Annotated in this window: 16 protein-coding genes; 5 read left to right on the top strand and 11 right to left on the bottom strand. The window is 67.8% G+C overall.

What is annotated here, in order from left to right; all coding sequences use genetic code 11:
* Positions 1-15: 15 nt before the first annotated feature.
* The 8 genes from LG380_RS02905 to LG380_RS02870 all read right to left on the bottom strand — a co-directional run bounded on the left by LG380_RS02905 (position 16) and on the right by LG380_RS02870 (position 9,584).
* The gene (locus tag LG380_RS02905; RefSeq protein WP_225763527.1) at positions 16-852 is read right to left on the bottom strand and encodes a carbohydrate ABC transporter permease; all 837 of its coding nucleotides are present in this window, start codon (positions 850-852) and stop codon (positions 16-18) included.
* Positions 849-1,733 carry a sugar ABC transporter permease gene (locus LG380_RS02900; protein ID WP_225763526.1) on the bottom strand — a complete coding sequence of 295 codons (885 nt, stop codon included), beginning with the start codon at positions 1,731-1,733 and terminating at the stop codon, positions 849-851. Before LG380_RS02900 ends, LG380_RS02905 begins: the two co-directional genes overlap by 4 nt.
* Positions 1,730-3,019, bottom strand: coding sequence for a sugar ABC transporter substrate-binding protein (locus tag LG380_RS02895; protein ID WP_225763525.1), 1,290 nt, complete (start codon positions 3,017-3,019; stop codon positions 1,730-1,732). The genes LG380_RS02900 and LG380_RS02895 overlap by 4 nt, the downstream gene beginning before the upstream one ends.
* Positions 3,020-3,028: 9 nt before the next feature.
* Positions 3,029-4,591, bottom strand: coding sequence for a glucoamylase family protein (locus tag LG380_RS02890; protein WP_225766422.1), 1,563 nt, complete (start codon positions 4,589-4,591; stop codon positions 3,029-3,031).
* A 198-nt stretch (positions 4,592-4,789) separates the two neighbouring features.
* Entirely contained in the window at positions 4,790-7,828 is a 3,039-nt protein-coding gene (locus LG380_RS02885; protein ID WP_225763524.1) for a TonB-dependent receptor, read from the bottom strand.
* Positions 7,829-7,874: 46 nt separating this feature from the next.
* The gene (locus LG380_RS02880; RefSeq protein ID WP_225763523.1) at positions 7,875-8,918 is read right to left on the bottom strand and encodes a LacI family DNA-binding transcriptional regulator; all 1,044 of its coding nucleotides are present in this window, start codon (positions 8,916-8,918) and stop codon (positions 7,875-7,877) included.
* Positions 8,919-9,024: 106 nt separating this feature from the next.
* Entirely contained in the window at positions 9,025-9,288 is a 264-nt protein-coding gene (locus tag LG380_RS02875; RefSeq protein WP_225763522.1) for a BolA family protein, read from the bottom strand.
* The gene (locus LG380_RS02870; RefSeq protein ID WP_225763521.1) at positions 9,285-9,584 is read right to left on the bottom strand and encodes a YciI family protein; all 300 of its coding nucleotides are present in this window, start codon (positions 9,582-9,584) and stop codon (positions 9,285-9,287) included. The genes LG380_RS02875 and LG380_RS02870 overlap by 4 nt, the downstream gene beginning before the upstream one ends.
* Before the next feature lie 343 nt (positions 9,585-9,927).
* Between LG380_RS02870 and LG380_RS02865 the strand changes: the two genes are divergently transcribed.
* Genes LG380_RS02865 through LG380_RS02855 form a run of 3 tightly spaced genes read left to right on the top strand, consistent with a single transcriptional unit; the run spans position 9,928 to position 13,322 of the window.
* Entirely contained in the window at positions 9,928-10,836 is a 909-nt protein-coding gene (locus LG380_RS02865) for a ScpA family protein (RefSeq protein WP_225763520.1), read from the top strand.
* A 16-nt stretch (positions 10,837-10,852) separates the two neighbouring features.
* Positions 10,853-11,740, top strand: a complete 888-nt coding sequence (gene scpB, locus LG380_RS02860) for an SMC-Scp complex subunit ScpB (RefSeq protein ID WP_225763519.1) — start codon at positions 10,853-10,855, stop codon at positions 11,738-11,740.
* Complete coding sequence (locus LG380_RS02855; protein ID WP_225763518.1) at positions 11,733-13,322, top strand: pseudouridine synthase; 1,590 nt, start codon at positions 11,733-11,735, stop codon at positions 13,320-13,322. The genes scpB and LG380_RS02855 overlap by 8 nt, the downstream gene beginning before the upstream one ends.
* 87 nt (positions 13,323-13,409) lie before the next feature.
* Here the strand turns inward: LG380_RS02855 and LG380_RS02850 are convergent, their stop codons facing one another.
* The 3 genes from LG380_RS02850 to LG380_RS02840 all read right to left on the bottom strand — a co-directional run bounded on the left by LG380_RS02850 (position 13,410) and on the right by LG380_RS02840 (position 15,912).
* A complete protein-coding gene (locus LG380_RS02850; protein WP_225763517.1) occupies positions 13,410-13,841 on the bottom strand; it encodes a hypothetical protein in 432 nt (143 codons plus the stop codon).
* A gap of 92 nt (positions 13,842-13,933) precedes the next feature.
* Positions 13,934-14,749 (bottom strand): amidohydrolase, encoded by an 816-nt coding sequence (locus tag LG380_RS02845; RefSeq protein WP_225763516.1) that lies wholly within the window; start codon positions 14,747-14,749, stop codon positions 13,934-13,936.
* Between the two features lie 14 nt (positions 14,750-14,763).
* On the bottom strand, positions 14,764-15,912 hold the full coding sequence (locus tag LG380_RS02840) for a pyridoxal phosphate-dependent aminotransferase (RefSeq protein WP_225763515.1): 1,149 nt from the start codon (positions 15,910-15,912) through the stop codon (positions 14,764-14,766).
* Positions 15,913-16,056: 144 nt separating this feature from the next.
* On the opposite strand from LG380_RS02840, the gene ccmA reads away from it, so the two are divergent.
* On the top strand, positions 16,057-16,686 hold the full coding sequence (gene ccmA / locus LG380_RS02835) for a heme ABC exporter ATP-binding protein CcmA (RefSeq protein WP_225763514.1): 630 nt from the start codon (positions 16,057-16,059) through the stop codon (positions 16,684-16,686).
* Positions 16,683-17,375: a heme exporter protein CcmB gene (gene ccmB / locus LG380_RS02830; protein ID WP_225763513.1), complete on the top strand. Its 693-nt coding sequence runs from the start codon at positions 16,683-16,685 to the stop codon at positions 17,373-17,375. The genes ccmA and ccmB overlap by 4 nt, the downstream gene beginning before the upstream one ends.
* The last annotated feature ends 37 nt before the right edge of the window (positions 17,376-17,412 follow it).

Below are 17,412 nucleotides of genomic sequence, written 5' to 3'. Positions count from 1 at the left end.
GTGTTACTGACGGCCCTAGCCCTTGACGCTTCCCAGCAGCAGCCCCTGGATGTAATAGCGCTGCAGCAGCAGGAACAGCAGCAGCACCGGCAGCACCGTGACCACCGCGCCGGCCATCATCATCTCCACGTCCATGATGTGCTCGCGTGACAGCGCGGCCAGCGCCACTGGCAGCGTGTAGTGCTCCTGGTCGGTCAGCACGATCAGCGGCCACATGAAATCGTTCCAGGCGGCCATGAAGGTGAAGATGGCCAGCGTCACCAGCACTGGCTTGAGCATCGGCAGCACGATCTGGAAGAAGATCCGCAGCTCGCTGGCGCCGTCGATGCGCGCGGCTTCCAGCAGTTCATCGGGGATCGAGCGCGCGTACTGGCGCACGAGGAAGATGCCGAACACCCCGGCCAGCGCCGGCACCACCACCCCGCCGAAGCTGTTGACCAGGCCCAGCAGCTTCATCAGCAGGAACAGCGGCAGCATCGCCACCTGGGCCGGGATCACCAGCGCGGCAAGCAGCAGCTGGAACAGCCGTTCGCGGCCGGCAAAACGCAGCTTGGCGAAGGCATAGCCGGCCATGGTGTTGAACAGCAGCGAGCCGCCGGTGATCGCCAGCGACACCAGCAGGCTGTTGAGGAAGTTGCGGGCCATGCCGGTGCGCGCGAACAGCTCGTGGTAATTGTCCGTGGTCACCGCCGCCGGCAGCAATGGTGGCGGGAAGCGCGAGGCATCTCCGGCCGGCATGAACGACACCGACAGCATCCACAGCAGCGGTGCCAGACTGAGCACGGCCAGCACCAGCAGTGCACCGTGCACCCACCAGCCATGCCAGCGCGATTGGCCTACCTCGCGGCTCACAGCACCCCCTTGCGGCGGCCGAACCGCATCATCAGCGTGGTCACCAGCAGGATGATCAGGAACAGCAGGAACGCCACGGCCGAGGCCCGGCCCAGGTTCCACCACTTGAAGCCTTCCTCGAACATGAAATACAGCACGCTCACCGTGCTCTGCAGCGGGTCGCCCCGGGTCATCACGTAGGGCTCGGCGAACAGCTGGAAATAGCCGGATACGGTGATCACCCCGACCACCATCAGCACCGGCCCCAGCATCGGCAGGGTGATGTGCAGGAACTGCCGCCAGCGCGAGGCTCCATCGATGCGCGCGGCCTCGTACAGGTCCTGCGGGATCGACTGCAGGCCGGCCAGCAGGATCACCATGTTGTAGCCAAAGTTCTTCCACACCGCGAACAACATGATCGTCGGCATCGCCCAACGCGGGTCACCCAGCCAGTCCACCGGCGCGATGCCGACATGGGCCAGCGCCCAGTTCACCAGCCCATAGCTGGTGTGGAACAGGTAACGCCAGATCACCGCCACCGCGACCAGGGTAGTCACCACCGGGGCGAACAGCGCGGTACGGAACAGCGCCTTGAACCGCGTCACCGGTGCATTGAGCAGCAGCGCTGCACCCAGCGACACCGCGATCGACACTGGAACGCCCACCGCAACGAAGTACACCGTGTTGCCCAGCGACTTCCAGAACATCGGCGTCTGCAGCAGGTCCAGGTAGTTGCCCAGCCCGGTGAAGCGCAGGTGGCGGCTGTCGGCCAGCGCGTACAGGTCGAAGTCGGTCAGGCTCAGTGCCAGTGCGGCCAGCACCGGCAGGCCGAAGAACACGCCGATCACCAGCAATGCCGGCGCAGCGAAGATCCAGCCGGCGAGCGAGGTCCGCCGGCTCATGGCGCCACTCCCGCCGCAGCCTGCACCTGCTGTTCCCGGATCCAGCGGCGCTTGGCCAGGATTCCGTCCACGCGCTCGTCCAGCCGCTCCACCGCCTCGTCCTGGCCCAGCCCGCCGCGCACCACCTGCTCGGTGACGATGCGCATCTCCTGCACGATCCGCTCCCACTCCAGCACCTTGGGCGTGGGCTTGACCCGCTCCAGCTGGTCGCGGAACGCCGCAGCCAGCGGATCGCCGGCCAGTGCCGGGTGCTCCCAGGTGCTGCGCCGTGGCGGCAGGTCGCCGATCAGGGCATGGAAGCGCTGCTGCACGTCCGGCTGCGACAGGAACTCGACCAGCTTCCACGCCGCGTCCTTGTGCGCCGAGGAGCGGAACATCACCAGGCTGGTACCGCCGGCGATGCCTGCACCGGGGCCGTCCGGACCCGGCAGTGGCGCCGTCCCCCACTGCCCTGCCAGATCAGCCGGCTGGCGTTTGTTGAACTCACCGATGTTCCAGGGCCCGGACAGGTAGAAGACGTTGAAGCCGCGGAAGAACTCGTCCCAGACATTGGAGATCTGGGTTTCGGACATGCGCGGTGCCCACTGCTCCTCGAACATCCGCGCGTAGAACGCCAGCGCGCGGCGGAACCCGGGGCTGCGGAAGTTGCCGCGGGTGCCGTCCTCGCGCAGCAGCGGATCGTCCTGCTGCAGGGCAAGGGACAGCTGCTGCTCGAACTCGTTGATCGGCATCAGCACCGCGTAGCGATCCGCGCCCTGCTGGCGCTTGATCGCCGCCATCATTTCGGCCCACTCGTCCCAGGTCCGCGGCGGGTGGTCGTAGCCGGCGCGGGCGAGCAGGTCCTTTCGGTAGTACAGCAGCCGGGTATCGACGTACCACGGCACGCCGACCAGCTCGCCGTCGATGAGGTTGGTGTCCCAGATGCCGGGGAAGTAATCCGCCTCGTCGACGATTGCCGAGGCATCCACGTAGGGCTGCAGCGGCGTGAGCGCGCCCAGCGTGGCGAACTCGGGGATCCAGGTATTGCCCAGCTGGCAGACGTCGGGCAGTCCCTCGGCAGCGAAGGCGGTCAGCAGCTTCTCGTGGGCGGCGGTCCACGGGATGTTCTGCACCTGCACGCGGATGCCCGGGTTCTGCTGCTCGAACTCGCGGATCAGCCCGGTCACCACCTCGGCCTCGCGGCCCATAGCCCAGAAACGCAGGGTCACGCCGTCCTGCTGGCGCGTGCAGCCGGCCATGGCCAGCATGGCCAAGGACAGCATTGCCAGCAGCGCGCGGCGGATCATCGGCGGGCCTTATTTGCCCTGTGCCGGGCGTGGGCCCGGCTTGCGTTGTTCCTGCGCCGCGGCCGCGCGCGACTCGACAATGCCGGTCGCCCGCGCCGAAGCGGCACGCTCGTCGCGCTGTGGGGTCGGCGGAGCCTCGCCTTCCGGGGTCAGCCAGCCGCCGGTGAAGCCGGCTCGCTCAAGGCCGGTGCGGATGTAGGCATTGCGCTTCATCACGTCCCAGACAAACTCGTTGCGGTAGTTGGCGATCATGGTCAGGATCGGCCCCTGGTCGATACCGATGTAATCGCTGGCCACCCAGCCACGGCCCGGCACCAGGCGCCCGGTCTTGAGCGGGATGTCGTAGTTGAAGCTGGGATTGAACGAATCCAGGAAGCCATAGCTGGAATACAGGAAAGAGCCGTAGCGGCGGTGCATCTCCTGCGTGGCCGGGATCACCAGCTCCGGAGCGAACACCAGCGAGGCGATCGCCGCGGTCGGGGCGATGGTGCCGTCGTCGAAGTTCTCGCGCAGGCCGGCGCCACGCGCCGAGTAGTGGCGGAACTGGCGCTGCTCACCCCGGTATTCCTGGGTGGTGTTCTGCGGGCCGTCGCCGGCGGTCAGGCCCCACACGTTCTCGCCGTAGTCCTTCCATTTCATCGGGTTCTCGACCGCGTAGTCGCGCTGGGCCAGGGTCGCGCGGCGACTGTTGAGGAAGTAGTCGATCCCGCGCTCGCGCATGTACTGGTCCTGCAGGTCGCGGAAGTCGATCCAGACATGGCTGTACTGGTGGCCGAACTGCGGCCCAAAGGAAAGGTATTCCTGGCCCTGGAACACGCCCCAGTCGTTGTCGTAGGTCCGCGTCCACACCGTCCAGGCATCCGGGCTCACCGGATGGCTCGGCGAACCGAGGGCGAGGATGTACAGCATCATCGCCTCGTTGTAGCCCATCCAGTCATGCTCGATGAAGCCGCTTTCGGGGAACCAGCCCATCGACACCAGCGGCGGGCGTTTCTGCAGCCAGGTCCAGTCCACGCGCCGGTACAGGGCGTCGGCAATCTGCCGGATCTCCTTCTCCCGCGCGTCGTCGCCGTCGTAGTAGGACTGGGCGAACAGCACGCCCATCATCAGCAGCGCCGTATCCACGCTGGAGAGCTCCACCCAGCTGTCGTAGCGGTGGCCCTGCTGCATGTCCAGGAAGTGGTAGTAGAAGCCCTTGTATCCAGTACGGCCGGTGCGCTGGGGGCCCATCGGCGCGTCGCGGAAGAACTTCAGCGTGGTCAGGGTGCGGTCGATGGCCTGGTTGCGGCTGATCCAGCCGTGCTCGATGCCGATCGGATAGGCGGTCAGCGCAAAGCCGATCGAGGCGATGCTGGCGAACGGCCGCGACGGGTAGCGGTCCGGAGTCAGGCCGTTGACCTCGTTGGTCGTATCCCAGAAGAACTGGAAGGTGCGGCGCTCGATGTCATCGAACAGCGCCGGCAGCTCCGGCTTCAGCGGCGGCGGTGGCAGTTCGGCCTCGACCGCGATCACCTGCATCGGTGCTTTCGGTTCCTTTTCCGGGGCTTTCCCGCAGCCTGCCAGCACCGCCAGGGTCGCGGCGACGGCGCATATCCGGAACCCATGAGCAAACCTGCCGCGTTGATCGTCCAAACCGACACCCGTCAAATCACCAGGGACCCACCATCCACGCCTTGCAGGTCGCCTTCATGTGCAGGAAGTCCCGGCCGCCGTGGCGCGGCCGGCACATGCGGCAGGTCCCGGTCGCCGCACGGCACCGGGACGGCCTTGTTACCAGTCCAGCCCGAAGGACAGCTTGAACATCCGCGGCGGATAGATCGTGCTGACTCCGTTGCGGCGCAGGTAGTTCGGGTTGGCCTCGCCCACCGAACCACGCCAGGTGTCGTAGTCGGTGAAGTTCTGCCAGTTGAACACATTGAGCACGTCGCCGCGCACCTTGTACTTCAGCCCGGCGCCGGTGTCCCACTGCTTCTGCACGGCCAGGTCGAACTGCTTGTAGCCGATGCTGCCGCGCGGGGTGGCCGTGTCGGCAAAGCAGTTGTTGACGCTGATCGCATCGAAGCAGTTGGTCGCATCCTTCGGGCGCGGGCTCTCCAGGGTCAGCTTGGCCGATACGGTGACGCCCCAGAACTCATACAGGCCGGTACCCACGAAACGGTGCTTCGGGATGCCGGTCGAGCGCAGGAACGGCAGGTCGTCCGGGCTGGGATAGTCGAACAGGTAGTGTTCGTCGGAGTTGGCCACGTTCGAGCGGTTCTCCTTGGCATCGCTGTAGGTGTAGGCCACGGTCACCGCCCACGGCGAGTCGGGGCTGTAGGCCTTCTCGGCCGAGAGCAGCAGCTGGTTGAGCTTCGTCTCCAGGCCGTTGTCGGCAATGATCAGCGAGCCATAGCCCGGGATCGGCTGGCCCCACGGCTGCCCGCCCCAGGTCGCACCCGGCACGGCAGGATCACGGAAGCTGCCGTCCGGCCAGCGGTTGCCCAGGGTGAACACGATGCCCTCGTAGCTGCGGATGTGGGCGAAGGTGGCCGAGGTGCTCCAGTCCTGCCCGGCCAGCGTCACCAGGTTGCGCATGCCCAGCGAGAACTGGTCGGAGTACGGCGTGACCAGGTTGTTGTTCATCAGGTTCACTTCCGAACCGAGGTTCGGATTGGCCTGGGTCAGCGCGTAGAGGTTGTTGATGTCGTAGTAGGCCGGATCCCAGGCCAGGCAGTTGGCGCTGCCCGGCGCGCAATCGTGCAGGTCCGTATCGAAGAAGTACGTGTAGCGCGGGAAGGTGCTCTTGGAACGTTCCAGCGCCAGGTAGTCGAACAGGTTGCGGTCGTAGGAACGGCCGGCACCGCCGAAGATCACGTGGCGCTCGTCGCCATTGAGGTCGAACGAGAAGCCCAGCCGCGGGGCCCAGTTGTTCTTGTCCGCTTTGCGCTCTCGGCCGGTGCTGATGTAGTCGTTGATGTCGTAGTCGACGTTCGGGCCCTGCAGGTTGCTCCAGCCGCGCAGCGCGGCGACCAGACCCGGATCGGTCACGAAGTCCTCGTAGCCCGGTGTGGTCTCGTAGTCATAGCGCACGCCCAGGTTGAGCATCAGCCGGTCGGTGACCTGCCAGTCGTCCTGCAGGTAGATGCCGAACTGGCGGTTGCGCGAGGACACGTTGCGGTCGGCGATGCCCGGCAGCGGCGCGCCGAACTCCACCCGCCACGGGATCATCGCGTCGATCTGGCTGCGACCGCCGAGCAGGTTCTCGTACAGGTCGTAACGGAACTGCGCGTTGTAGGGCTGCTGCTCGAAGGATTCGACCTTGACGTTCTTGAACTTCACGCCGGCCTTGAGGGTGTGGCCCTCGAAACCGTAGAAGGTGAAGTCGTCCTGCAGCGAATAGCCCTTCTGCCCCTTGTTCTGGTAGTCCTGGCCGCCGCCGATGTTGATCAGGGTGTCGCCATCGCTGAAGTTGCTCAGGGTCGAGCGGATCGAGCGCCCCGGGCCAATGGTCACCGGGCGCGGGCTCCAGTAGTCATCCTCGCTGGTCAGGTGCAGGTCGTTGAGCCAGTCGGTGGTGCTCCACTGCCAGCGCAGGTCCACGCGGGTGCTGTCGTTGGACTTGGCGCTGCCGTAGCTGGCGGCGTTGGGGCCGTCGCCCACGCCACTGATCTCCTGCTCCTCGCGGCGCTTGGCCGACAGCTCGACCAGGTGGTCGGCCCCGGCCTGCCAGGTCAGCTTTCCGAAGTACATGTCCTGGTCGAAGGTGGCATTGGCCGGCCCGAGGTACGAGGCGATTTCCGGGGTGATCCATGACGGATCGTAGGCGCTGGTGCCCAGTCGGACCTCGCGCGGGCGGTTGATGCGCTTGGCCTCGTAGGTGCCGAAGAAGAACAGGTTGTCGCGCACGATCGGGCCGCCGAACGAGGCGCCGTACTGGCGCTCGCTGGACGGCACCTTGGTGCCGCTCTGCTCCTCGGAATAGGTCGGCTTGCGCCACTGCTCGCTGGTGGTATCCCAGAAGAAACTGCCGTGGAATTCGTTGGTGCCGGACCGGGTGACGGCGGTCACCGCTGCCGAGCTGATCTGGTCGTACTCGGCCTTGTAGTTGGAGGTGATGACCTTGTACTCGCCGATGGCCAGCTGCGGGAACGGACTGCCACTGGAGGAATCCTGGCCGCTGATGCCGCCCTTGAGCACGTAGTTCTTCTGGCCCACACCATCGATGAAGACGTTGATGCCGTTGGAGTTCTGCGCGCCGCTGCGCAGCTTGCTGGAGCCATCGGCACCGCTTTCGAAGATCATGCCCGGCACGGTGTCGGCAAAGGCCAGGAAGTTGCGCGAGGCCTGCGGCAGCACCTCGATCTGCTTCTGCGAGACGTAGCTGGCCACTTCCGAGGTCCTGGTCTCGACCACTGCGGTCGCGGTCACCTGCACCGCATCCAGCGTGATTTCCGCGCCGGTGGCCCCGGTTTCGGCCTCGCCGCCCACCGCCAGGTCCAGGGTCGCGGTCTGGCCGATGCGCACGGTGATGTTCTCCGAACGGGTGCGCCCGCCGCTGGTCACGTCCACCCGGTAGTTGCCCGGCGGCAGGCCGGCCAGCGAGTAGTTGCCGCTGGCGGTGCTCTGCACCGATCGGGTCAGCCCGGTGGCGAGGTTGGTCGCGGTCACGCTGGCCTCGGCGGCCGGTGCCGAATCCAGCATCACTTGGCCGCGGATAGTGCCGCTGGTGCTCTGCGCGAACGCCGGCGCGGCACCCAGCAGCAGGCAGCTGGCCAGCGCGCAGCTGAGCAGTCGACGGGCCGGTACGCGGCGGTTGACGGGAAGGTTCATGGGTCTGTCTCCGTTGGACGGCGGCGCATGGCGGCCGCCTCTGGTGTCATGGTGCGGCGGGCACGCCGGCCGGGGCCTGCGGGTCATGCATGGCCGTGGAGTTCCGTGCGACCAGCATCGGCACGAGGGTCTGCACGGAAGCGCTGGCTTCCTCCGGGCTGTCTATCAGTTGCAAGAGATGGGACATCGCGCGGCCACCGAGTTCAGCGATGTTCACCTGCATCGTCGTCAACGATGGGTGAACGAAACGGGCGAGCGGGATGTCATCGAAGCCGGCCAGCGAGACTTGCCCCGGCACCTGTACGCCCGCCTGGGTGAGGGCGAACAGGCAACCGAGCGCCATCATGTCGTTGGCCGCGAACACGGCATCGGGCAGTGGCCCTAGGTCCAGCAGCGACAGGCCGGCGGCATGGCCACTGGCTTCGTCGAATCCACCCTGTAGCTCGATGGCTTCGGCCTCGACCGCGCCGGCCATTGCTTCGCGGAACCCGCGCAGGCGTTCGCCGGCATCGTGGTTGGAGGCCGGACCGGCGATGAAGGCGATGCGCCGGTGGCCACAGCCCAGCAGGTAACGGGTCATCGTCATCGCGCCGGCATGGTTGTCGATGCGCAGCACCGCGTGCTGGCTTTCCAGCCCGGGCGTATTGATCAGCACTGCCGGCAGCCCGGCCGGCAGGTTGTCGGTGAGGAATCCGGGATTGGCCGCGTACGGCGACAGCACCAGCAGGCCATCGACCCGCCCGCGCATCGCCTGCAGGGCCAGCCCCTGCTGTTCCTGGTCGCCGTGGTAGCTGGACACCAGCAGGTGGTGGGCATGGCCGCGTGCCACGCCGTCGATGCCGCGCATCAGTTCGGAAAAGAACTCGCCATGCAGGTCCGGCAACACCACGCCGATGGTCTGTGTGCGGCGGCTGGAGAGGCTGCGCGCGGCGGCGTTGGGGGTGTAGCGCAGGCGCTGGGCCACCTCCAGCACCAGTTTGCGGACCGGCTCGGCGACGTTGTGCTGCCCGTTCAGTGCCCGCGATACCGTGGCCACCGAAACCCTGGCTTCGCGTGCGACATCCCTGATCGTGATCGTTGCCCTGGCCATGCGACGTCCCTCCGCCCTCCAGACTGGGGCGGACTGTATAGGTCACGGACGAAGAAACGTAAACAGCCGCAACTGGCAACCGCGGCTGGGCCGCGCTTGCGCCGCTTCAGGCGGCCGGTGCCTCGGCGCGGATCGACAGGGCGTGGATGTCGGTTTCCATCATCGTGCCCAGCGCGGCATAGACCGCACGGTGGCGGGCCAGCGGGGGCATCCCGGCGAAGGCCTCGCTGACGATCAGCACGTTGAAATGTCCGCGGCCATCGCGCGCACCGGCATGGCCGGCATGTCGGTGGCTGTCATCCTCGACCTCCAGCAACTGCGGGGCGAAGGCGACCTCCAGCGCGGCGCGGATGCGCTCGACCCGGGTCATGGCAGCACCTTGCGGAACGGACGGACCTCTACCCGCTGGTAGACGCCGGCCTCCACGTAGGGATCGGCATCGGCCCAGGAACGGGCGGCCTCCAGGTCCTCGAACCAGGCCACCACCAGGCTGCCGCTGAAGCCTGCCGGGCCCGGGTCCTCGGCGTCGAGGGCCGGGCACGGGCCAGCCAGCAGCAGGTGCCCCTGCTCCTGCAGGGCCTGCAGCCGGGCCAGATGGGCGGGCCGGGCCGCCAGTCGCGCGGGCAGCACCTGCTGTCCGTCATAGCCTTCAATCACGTACCACACGGTGCGACCTGTCCTTTGCCGGATGAATCCCTTGCCAATTCTAGCCCGGCGGCGCTGGACACCACTGCCTCCGGCACATTACCCTTGGCACAATTGCACGCGACCGGACTGTAACGGCCCGTCGGCACCAGGTTCCAGCCGCCCGACGACCGCCCCGAACAGCCCCCGCCGGAACGCGTAGACGACCTCCTCGTTTTTTCGCTGCCGCGTACCAGCGCGCGCCCTGTGTTCATGTATGACATCGCGCCGACGCCGGTGCGATGTGTGGCTCGCAAGGGCATGGGTACGACCGGACGGACCGGCCATGCCGGGCTGCTGCTGCAATACCGACGTCAACCGACTGATGACTTCAGAACTCGCGCAGGACGCGAACACGCAAACCCAGCCGCAGGTGCCGCAGCAGCAGGAAATGCCGCTTGCCGTCGTGCATGGGCAACCCGTGTTGCAGATCCCGCAGGACCTGTACATCCCGCCGGATGCGCTGGAAGTCATCCTTGACGCGTTCGAAGGTCCGCTTGACCTGCTGCTGTACCTGATCCGCCGGCAGAACCTGGACATCCTGGACATCCCGGTCGCCGAGATCACCAAGCAGTACGTCGAATACATCGGCGTGATGCAGGAACTGCGCTTCGAGCTGGCCGCCGAGTACCTGGTGATGGCGGCGATCCTGGCCGAAGTGAAGTCGCGGATGCTGCTGCCGCGGCCGCCCGCCGAGGACGGCGAGGAAGCCGACCCGCGCGCCGAGCTGGTGCGCCGGCTGCAGGAGTACGAACGTTTCAAGCAGGCGGCCGAGGACCTGGACGCCCTGCCCCGCCAGGACCGCGACACCTCGCCGGTGCAGGCCCACGTGCCGGACCGCGCGGCGATCAAGCTGCCGCCGCCGGTCGAGCTGAAGGAAATGCTGCTGGCGCTGCACGACGTGCTCAAGCGCGCCGAGCTGTTCAGCGGCCACGCGATCAAGCGCGAAGCCCTGAGCGTACGCCAGCGCATGGGCGACGTGCTCGGACGGCTCGAGGATGGCCGGTTCTACAGGTTTGAAACGCTGTTCACCGCCGAGGAAGGGAAGCTCGGCGTGCTGGTGACCTTCCTGGCCCTGCTGGAACTGGCCAAGGAACAGTTGCTGGACATCGTGCAGGAAGCACCGCTGGCCCCGATCTACGTCAAGTCGCTCGCCGCCGGCAACACCAACGAACCGCTGCAGTTCTCCAGCGAGTTCGACGACGACAACGGCGACGACGCCAACGAAAACTGAGCAACCGACCGATCCCATGGATCAATCGCTGATCACCCGCATTGTCGAAGCCGCCCTGCTGGCCTCCAGCCAGCCGTTGACGCTGGTCCAGCTGCAGGGGCTGTTCCCGGAGGAAGAACCGGCGCCGCCGGGCAGCGTCGAACGTGCGCTGGAACTGCTGCGCGAGGCCTGCGCCGGGCGCGGCGTGGAGCTGGTCGAGGTGGCCTCCGGCTTCCGCTTCCAGGTCAAGGCCGACGTGCACGCCTGGGTGGCGCGGCTGTGGACCGAACGCAAGACCCGCTACACCCGTGCCACGCTGGAAACCCTGGCGCTGATCGCCTACCGCCAGCCGATCACCCGCGGCGAGATCGAGCAGGTCCGCGGCGTGGCGGTGAGCAGCAGCATCATCCAGGCACTGGAAGAGCGCGAGTGGATCCGCGTGGTCGGCCACCGCGACGTGCCGGGCCGCCCGGCGCTGTTCGGCACCACCAAGGCGTTCCTTGACTATTTCGGCCTCAAGCGCCTGGACGAACTGCCGCCGCTGTCCGAGCTGCGCGACCTGGGCGAACTGGAGCCGCAACTGCCGCTGGACGGCGACGGCCAGCCGGCCGCCCCGATCACCGCCGGCGCGGCCCCGGCCGACGACGAAGCGGCTGCCAATGACGCCGACGCAAATGGTGAAGGCGAGACTGCCGATGCTGGCGCCGCGTCTGATCAACAAGATATGGATGCCCCGGCCGATACCGGTGCAGACACTGATTCCGCCCTTGCTGGCGACCCCGAAGCCGCGCCGGGAGAGCGCGTGGCGGAAGTGAACGAAACCGAAGACAACGCCGTCGTGATGACGACCGGGGCTGTTGACGAAGCCGATCCCGAACATGAGGCCGAAGCGGACACCGCCGGCCGGAGCCAAGATGATGAGTGACACCCCCCGCAAGCTGTCGTTGAACAAGCTCTCGCTCAAGCGCGACGCTGCCGTCGAACAGCCCAAGCTCGAAGAACGCCTGCACAAGGTCCTGGCCCAGGCCGGGCTCGGTTCGCGCCGTGCGCTGGAACAGCGCATTGCCGATGGCCTGGTCAAGGTCAACGGCGAGGTCGCGCAGACCGGCATGTCGGTGCGCAGCGGCGACAAGATCGAACTGGACGGCCGCGCCTTCGTCGCGACCGCGCTGACCGATCCGGCGCGCGTGCTGGTCTACAACAAGCCGGAAGGCGAAGTGATCACCCGCGATGATCCGGAAGGCCGCCCGACCGTGTTCGAGGCGCTGCCGCCGCTCAAGGGTGCGCGCTGGATCGCCATCGGCCGCCTGGACATCAACACCACCGGCCTGCTGCTGCTCACCACCGACGGCGAGCTGGCCAACGCGATGATGCACCCCTCGTTCGAGATTGAACGCGAGTACGTGGTGCGCGTGCGCGCCCCGGAAGGCCAGGAAAAGGTGCCGGACAACATCGTCGACCGCCTCGCCCGTGGCGTGGCGCTGGATGACGGCCCGGCCAAGTTCGACGAGATCGAGCGCATCGGCGGCACCGACTCGCACGACTGGTTCCGCGTCGTGGTCAAGGAAGGCCGCAACCGCGAAGTGCGCCGCCTGTGGGAATCGCAGGGCTGCCAGGTTTCGCGCCTGAAGCGCACCCGCTACGGCAAGGTCACCCTGCCGCGCGAACTGCTGCGAGGCCACTCGGTCGAGCTGCCGGCCGCCCAGGTCGAAGCCATGCGCGCCGAACTCAAGCTGGAGGAAGGCACCCCGTCGGCACTGACCCTGCAGCCGGTGATCGGCCAGCGTCGCGCCGCCAAGACCACCGTGCGCGTCTCGCGCGACGGTGGCGGCCGCAATGCCTACGTCAACGGCCACAGCACCGCCGACGAAGGCCGTGAACTGCGCCGCTTCGACAACGTGCGCGAGGACCGCGGCCGTGGCCGTGGCAAGGGCGGCGGCTTCAAGGGCGGCCTGACCGTCAGCGGCGAAGCCGCGGCCAAGCAGTCGCAGAAGCCGTTCAAGCAGCGCACCGCCAAGGGTCCAAAGCCGCTGCCGGACGGCAATCCGGCTGCGTTCCGCAGCTGGTATGTGCCGGAAGGTGTGAGCACCGGCCCGAGCGGCCACCGCAACGCCGGGCCGGGTGCCCGCGGCCCGGGCGCGGGCCGGCCAGGACAGGACCGTCCCTACGGCAAGCCGAAGGCCGGCGGTGCCGGCCGTGGTGGTGCCGGTGGCCGCGCCGCAGGTGCCGGCACCGGTGGTGCACAGGGCCAGCGCAAGCATCCGTATGGTCATCCGGCCAACGCCCCGGTATTCCCGTCCGACCACGCCAATCCGGGCTACAGCCCGTACGGCGCGGCGGCGCGTCCGGCCCGCAATGCCGGTCCGGGTCGTGGTCCGGGCGGCAACCGTGGCCCGGGTGCTGCCCGCGGCCCGGGTGGCAACTGTGGCCCCGGCGGCAACCGTCCGCAGGGCGCCGGTCGTCCGGGTGGCAACCGCCCCGGCGGCTCGCGCGGTCCGCGCGGCTGATCGGGTCTGCAGCCATGAAAAAGGGCGCCGGAAGGCGCCCTTTTTCGTTGCGGCCCGGCAGGACTGCGTCCGACCGTATCCGACTGATCAGCGACGGGTGATGGTAAAGCCGCCAAAGCCCACGCCCAGGCTCCAGCCTTCGCCGGTACCGGCCAGGGCCAGCGACACGTCGCCCTTGGTCATCACCTGCGCGCCGCTGGCCTTGGCCGCGCTGGCGTGCGCTTCGGCGGCGACGTAGGTGCCCAGCAGCTCGGAGGTCGAAGGCACCGCGGAGAACCTGCCCTTGCCGTCGGTGATGCGCTTCTTGCCCACGGTCAGCCCGCCGCCCTTGGCCTCGATCTTGACCGGGATCGTCGTGCCGTTGTCGCAGTGGATGGTGCCGGTGCCCTCGGCGGTCGAATAGAACGCCGACCAGCCGGTGAGGTTGTAGCGCAGTTCGCAGTCCACGTCGGCGGCCTGGGCAACCGGAGCGATGGCGGCCAGACCCAGCAGGGCCATTGCGGCGGGGAGCTTCCTCATCAGTGCAACTCCGTTTCGGGGAAAGTGGCGGCGAATCTAGCAGCGGCCATGTCCACTGCGGATGATGCGCGCCATGGCACACGGGGATTCATTCAGGACGCCGATGCCAGCCCCTGCAGGGTGAACGCATCGGCATCGAGCATGGCCGGGAAGCGCTCGCGGTGGGCCGCCAGTGCCGCCGCGGAGATGGTGGTGGTCACCACCTGCTCGCGTTCGCGGATCTCCACCTGCGGCTGGCCGAGGAAATCGATCACCGCACTGTCGCCGGAATAGTGCAGCTCGTTGCCATCCACGCCGATGCGGTTGACCGCGGCCACGTAGCACAGGTTCTCGATCGCACGCGCGCGCAGCAGGGTCTTCCACGCATAGGCACGAGCCGACGGCCAGTTGGCGACGAAGATCTGCAGGTCGAAATCCAGCTGCCCGGGGCGCTCGACGTCGTAACGGTTGCGGCAGAACACCGGGAAGCGCAGGTCGTAGCAGACCTGCGGATTGATCCGCCAGCCCTTCCATTCCACGCACAGGCGCCCGCTGCCGGCGGCATAGCGTTCGTGTTCGCGGCCGTAGCGGAACAGATGGCGCTTGTCGTAGTACTGCAGGCCACCGTCGGGGGTGGCGAACAGCAGGCGGTTGTAGACACCGCCGGCCTCGCGCAGCTGCACGCTGCCGGTCACCGCGGCGCCGAGCAGCGCCGCCTGCTCGCGGATCCACGCCACGGTCGGGCCGTCCATGCCTTCGGCCTGGGTGATGGCGTCGTTGGAGAAGCCACTGGTGAAGGTCTCCGGCAGGATCACCAGATCGGTGCGTCCCGCCAGGGGTGCCAACAGCGAGGCGTAGTAGTCGCGATTGCCGGCCGGGTCATGCCAGCGGGTGTTGCCCTGTACCAGGCTGATGCGCAGGTCCTGCATTTCCGTCCTCCCGTTTACAGCGCGCGCAGGCGTTCGATCGCCGCGTCCAGGGTGGCTTCGTTCTTGGCAAAGCACAGGCGCACGAGGCGCTGGCCGGCCGGCGCGGTTTCGTAGAACGGTGACAGCGGGATGGCGGTGACGCCCTTCTCGATGGTCAGCCACTTCACGAACTCATGGTCCGGCAGGTCGCTGACCGCCGAGTAGTCGACCAGCTGGAAATAGCCGCCCGGCACCGGCAGCGGCTTCAACCGCGTACCCAGCAGCTGCTCGCGGAAGCGGTCGCGCTTGGCCTGGTAGAACGCGCCCAGCTCCAGGTGGTGCGCGGGTTCGTCGCGGATCATCGCGGCAAATCCGTACTGGGCCGGCCCGAAGCTGGTGAAGGTGTTGTACTGGTGGACCTTGCGGAACTCGGCGCTCAGCGCCGGCGGCGCGATCGCATAGCCGATCTTCCAGCCGGTGCAGTGGTAGGTCTTGCCGAAGCTGGAGATCACGAACGCGCGCTCGCGCAGTTCCGGATAGCGCAGCGCCGACTCATGGCGGCGGCCGTCGTAGATGATGTGCTCGTAGACCTCGTCGGAGACCAGGTAGATGCCGGTGCCGCGTAGCACGTCGGCCAGCGCCTGCATGTCGTCGGCGGTCAGCATCGCGCCGGACGGATTGTGCGGCGTGTTGACCATCAGCAGGCGGGTACGCGGGGTGATCGCCGCCCGCACACGGTCCCAGTCCACCGCGAAGGTCTGCGGGTCCAGCGGCACGTGCACCGCGCGAGCGCCGGCCAGGTCGATCGCCGGTTCGTAGCAGTCATAGGCCGGGTCGAGCACGATCACTTCCTCGCCGGCACGCACCACGGCATGGATGGCGTTGAAGATCGCCTCGGTTGCGCCGCTGGTGACGGTGATCTCGCTGTCCACGTCCACCTGTGCGCCGTAGCAGTCCAGCACCTTCTGCGCGATGGCCTGGCGCAGCGGCGCCACGCCGGTCATCGGCGCGTACTGGTTCAGTCCGTCGGCCATTGCCCGGGCGGTGGCATCAATCAGGCGCTGCGGCGCGGCGAAGTCGGGGAAGCCCTGGCCCAGGTTGACGGCGCCGTGTTCGGCAGCCAGCTGGGACATCACGGTGAAGATGGTGGTGCCGACCTTGGGCAGCTTGGTTTGCGGTTGCATGGGCGGGGACATCACGGGAAAACGCCGAGTGTACGCAATGCCGGCGCCGCTCCGGCCGACCGCCGCGCAATCCAGCGTTCCGCGCCGCGCAGCCGCTGCCGATACAATCGCCCTCCTTCGCAATCGCACGCCGGGCGCGCCTCCTTGAACCTCCCTCCGCTGCTGGCCGCACAGGAACTGGGCTTCTCCCGCGACGACGAGCCGGTGTTCGGCCCGCTCGATTTCCATGTCGACGCGGGCGAGGCGCTGCTGGTCCAGGGCGGCAATGGCGCCGGCAAGACCACCCTGCTGCGCGTGCTGGCCGGCCTGCTGGATGCCGACCGCGGCACCGTGGTGCTGGATGGAAAGCCCGCCGACCGCTACCGCCGCGCCCACTTCCTCGCCTACCTGGGGCATCTGCCGGCGCTCAAGCACGAACTCGATACCCTGCAGAACCTGCGCTACCTGTGCGGCATCCAGGGCCGGCGCGCGCGCCAGCACCCGGCCGACGCCCTGGGCATCGTCGGCCTGGGCGGCTACGAGGACACGCCGGTGCGCCAGCTCTCGGCTGGCCAGAAGAAGCGCCTGGCGCTGGCCCGGATGTGGCTGTCGCCGGCACCGGTGTGGCTGCTCGACGAGCCCTACGCCAACCTCGACCTGGAAGGCATCAACCTGGTCAACCGCATGATCTCGGCGCACCTGCGTGGCGGTGGCGCGGCGCTGGTGACCACCCACGGCGCGTATTCGGCCCCGCCGGTACGCACGCGCATGCTGGAACTGGGAGCAGCCGCATGAGCGCCACGCCCCTGCCCTCGATGACCCAGGCTGCCCGCGCCCTGGTGACGCGCGACCTGCAGTTGCTGTGGCGCCGCCGCGGCGACAGCCTGCAGCCGGTGCTGTTCGCCTTACTGATCGTCGCCCTGTTCGCACTGGCGCTGGGCGCACGCCCGCAGTTGCTGGCGCAGTCGGCCTCGGCGGTGATGTGGCTGGCGGTGCTGCTCGCCGGGCTGCTGTCGCTGGACACCCTGCTGCGCAGCGATGCCGAGGATGGCTCGCTGGAACAATGGCTGCTGGCACCGGTGCCGCTGGCCTGGCTGGTGCTGGTGCGGGTGCTGGTGCACTGGCTGACCACCGCCGCGCCGCTGATCATCGCCACGCCGCTGCTCGCGCAATTGCTGCACCTGCCACATGACCAGCTGCCGGTGCTGCTGGCATCGTTGCTGCTGGGAACGCCACTGCTCAGTCTGCTTGGAAGCGTGGTGGCAGCACTGACGGTCGGCATGAAACGCTCTGGTATCCTCGTGGCGCTGCTGGCACTGCCGCTGTACGTGCCGGTGCTGGTGTTCGGGGCAGGAAGCGTCGTTGCCCGCACGCAGGGGCTGGATCCGGTACCCGCGTTGCTGATGCTGGCAGCGGGGCTGGTCGCCGGCCTGGTGCTGGCACCGCTGGCGGCAGCCGCCGCCATACGCATTTCCCTGAGCTGATCCACGCGCCCTCGCCTGCACCACTGCTAGTCCGAGT

The organism is Stenotrophomonas sp. Marseille-Q4652 (genome assembly GCF_916618915.1).
Taxonomy (GTDB): Bacteria; Pseudomonadota; Gammaproteobacteria; order Xanthomonadales; family Xanthomonadaceae; genus Stenotrophomonas.
This window is presented reverse-complemented; position numbering and strand designations above follow the sequence as displayed.

What these genes read in the sequence shown, in the direction of transcription:
- LG380_RS02900 (WP_225763526.1), bottom strand. Translation starts at nt 1,733, where the DNA reads ATGAGCCGGCGGACCTCGCTCGCCGGCTGGATCTTCGCTGCGCCGGCA.
- LG380_RS02895 (WP_225763525.1), bottom strand. Translation starts at nt 3,019, where the DNA reads ATGATCCGCCGCGCGCTGCTGGCAATGCTGTCCTTGGCCATGCTGGCC.
- LG380_RS02885 (WP_225763524.1), bottom strand. Translation starts at nt 7,828, where the DNA reads ATGAACCTTCCCGTCAACCGCCGCGTACCGGCCCGTCGACTGCTCAGC.
- LG380_RS02880 (WP_225763523.1), bottom strand. Translation starts at nt 8,918, where the DNA reads ATGGCCAGGGCAACGATCACGATCAGGGATGTCGCACGCGAAGCCAGG.
- LG380_RS02875 (WP_225763522.1), bottom strand. Translation starts at nt 9,288, where the DNA reads ATGACCCGGGTCGAGCGCATCCGCGCCGCGCTGGAGGTCGCCTTCGCC.
- LG380_RS02865 (WP_225763520.1), top strand. Translation starts at nt 9,928, where the DNA reads ATGACTTCAGAACTCGCGCAGGACGCGAACACGCAAACCCAGCCGCAG.
- scpB (WP_225763519.1), top strand. Translation starts at nt 10,853, where the DNA reads ATGGATCAATCGCTGATCACCCGCATTGTCGAAGCCGCCCTGCTGGCC.
- LG380_RS02855 (WP_225763518.1), top strand. Translation starts at nt 11,733, where the DNA reads ATGAGTGACACCCCCCGCAAGCTGTCGTTGAACAAGCTCTCGCTCAAG.
- LG380_RS02850 (WP_225763517.1), bottom strand. Translation starts at nt 13,841, where the DNA reads ATGAGGAAGCTCCCCGCCGCAATGGCCCTGCTGGGTCTGGCCGCCATC.
- LG380_RS02845 (WP_225763516.1), bottom strand. Translation starts at nt 14,749, where the DNA reads ATGCAGGACCTGCGCATCAGCCTGGTACAGGGCAACACCCGCTGGCAT.
- LG380_RS02840 (WP_225763515.1), bottom strand. Translation starts at nt 15,912, where the DNA reads ATGCAACCGCAAACCAAGCTGCCCAAGGTCGGCACCACCATCTTCACC.
- ccmB (WP_225763513.1), top strand. Translation starts at nt 16,683, where the DNA reads ATGAGCGCCACGCCCCTGCCCTCGATGACCCAGGCTGCCCGCGCCCTG.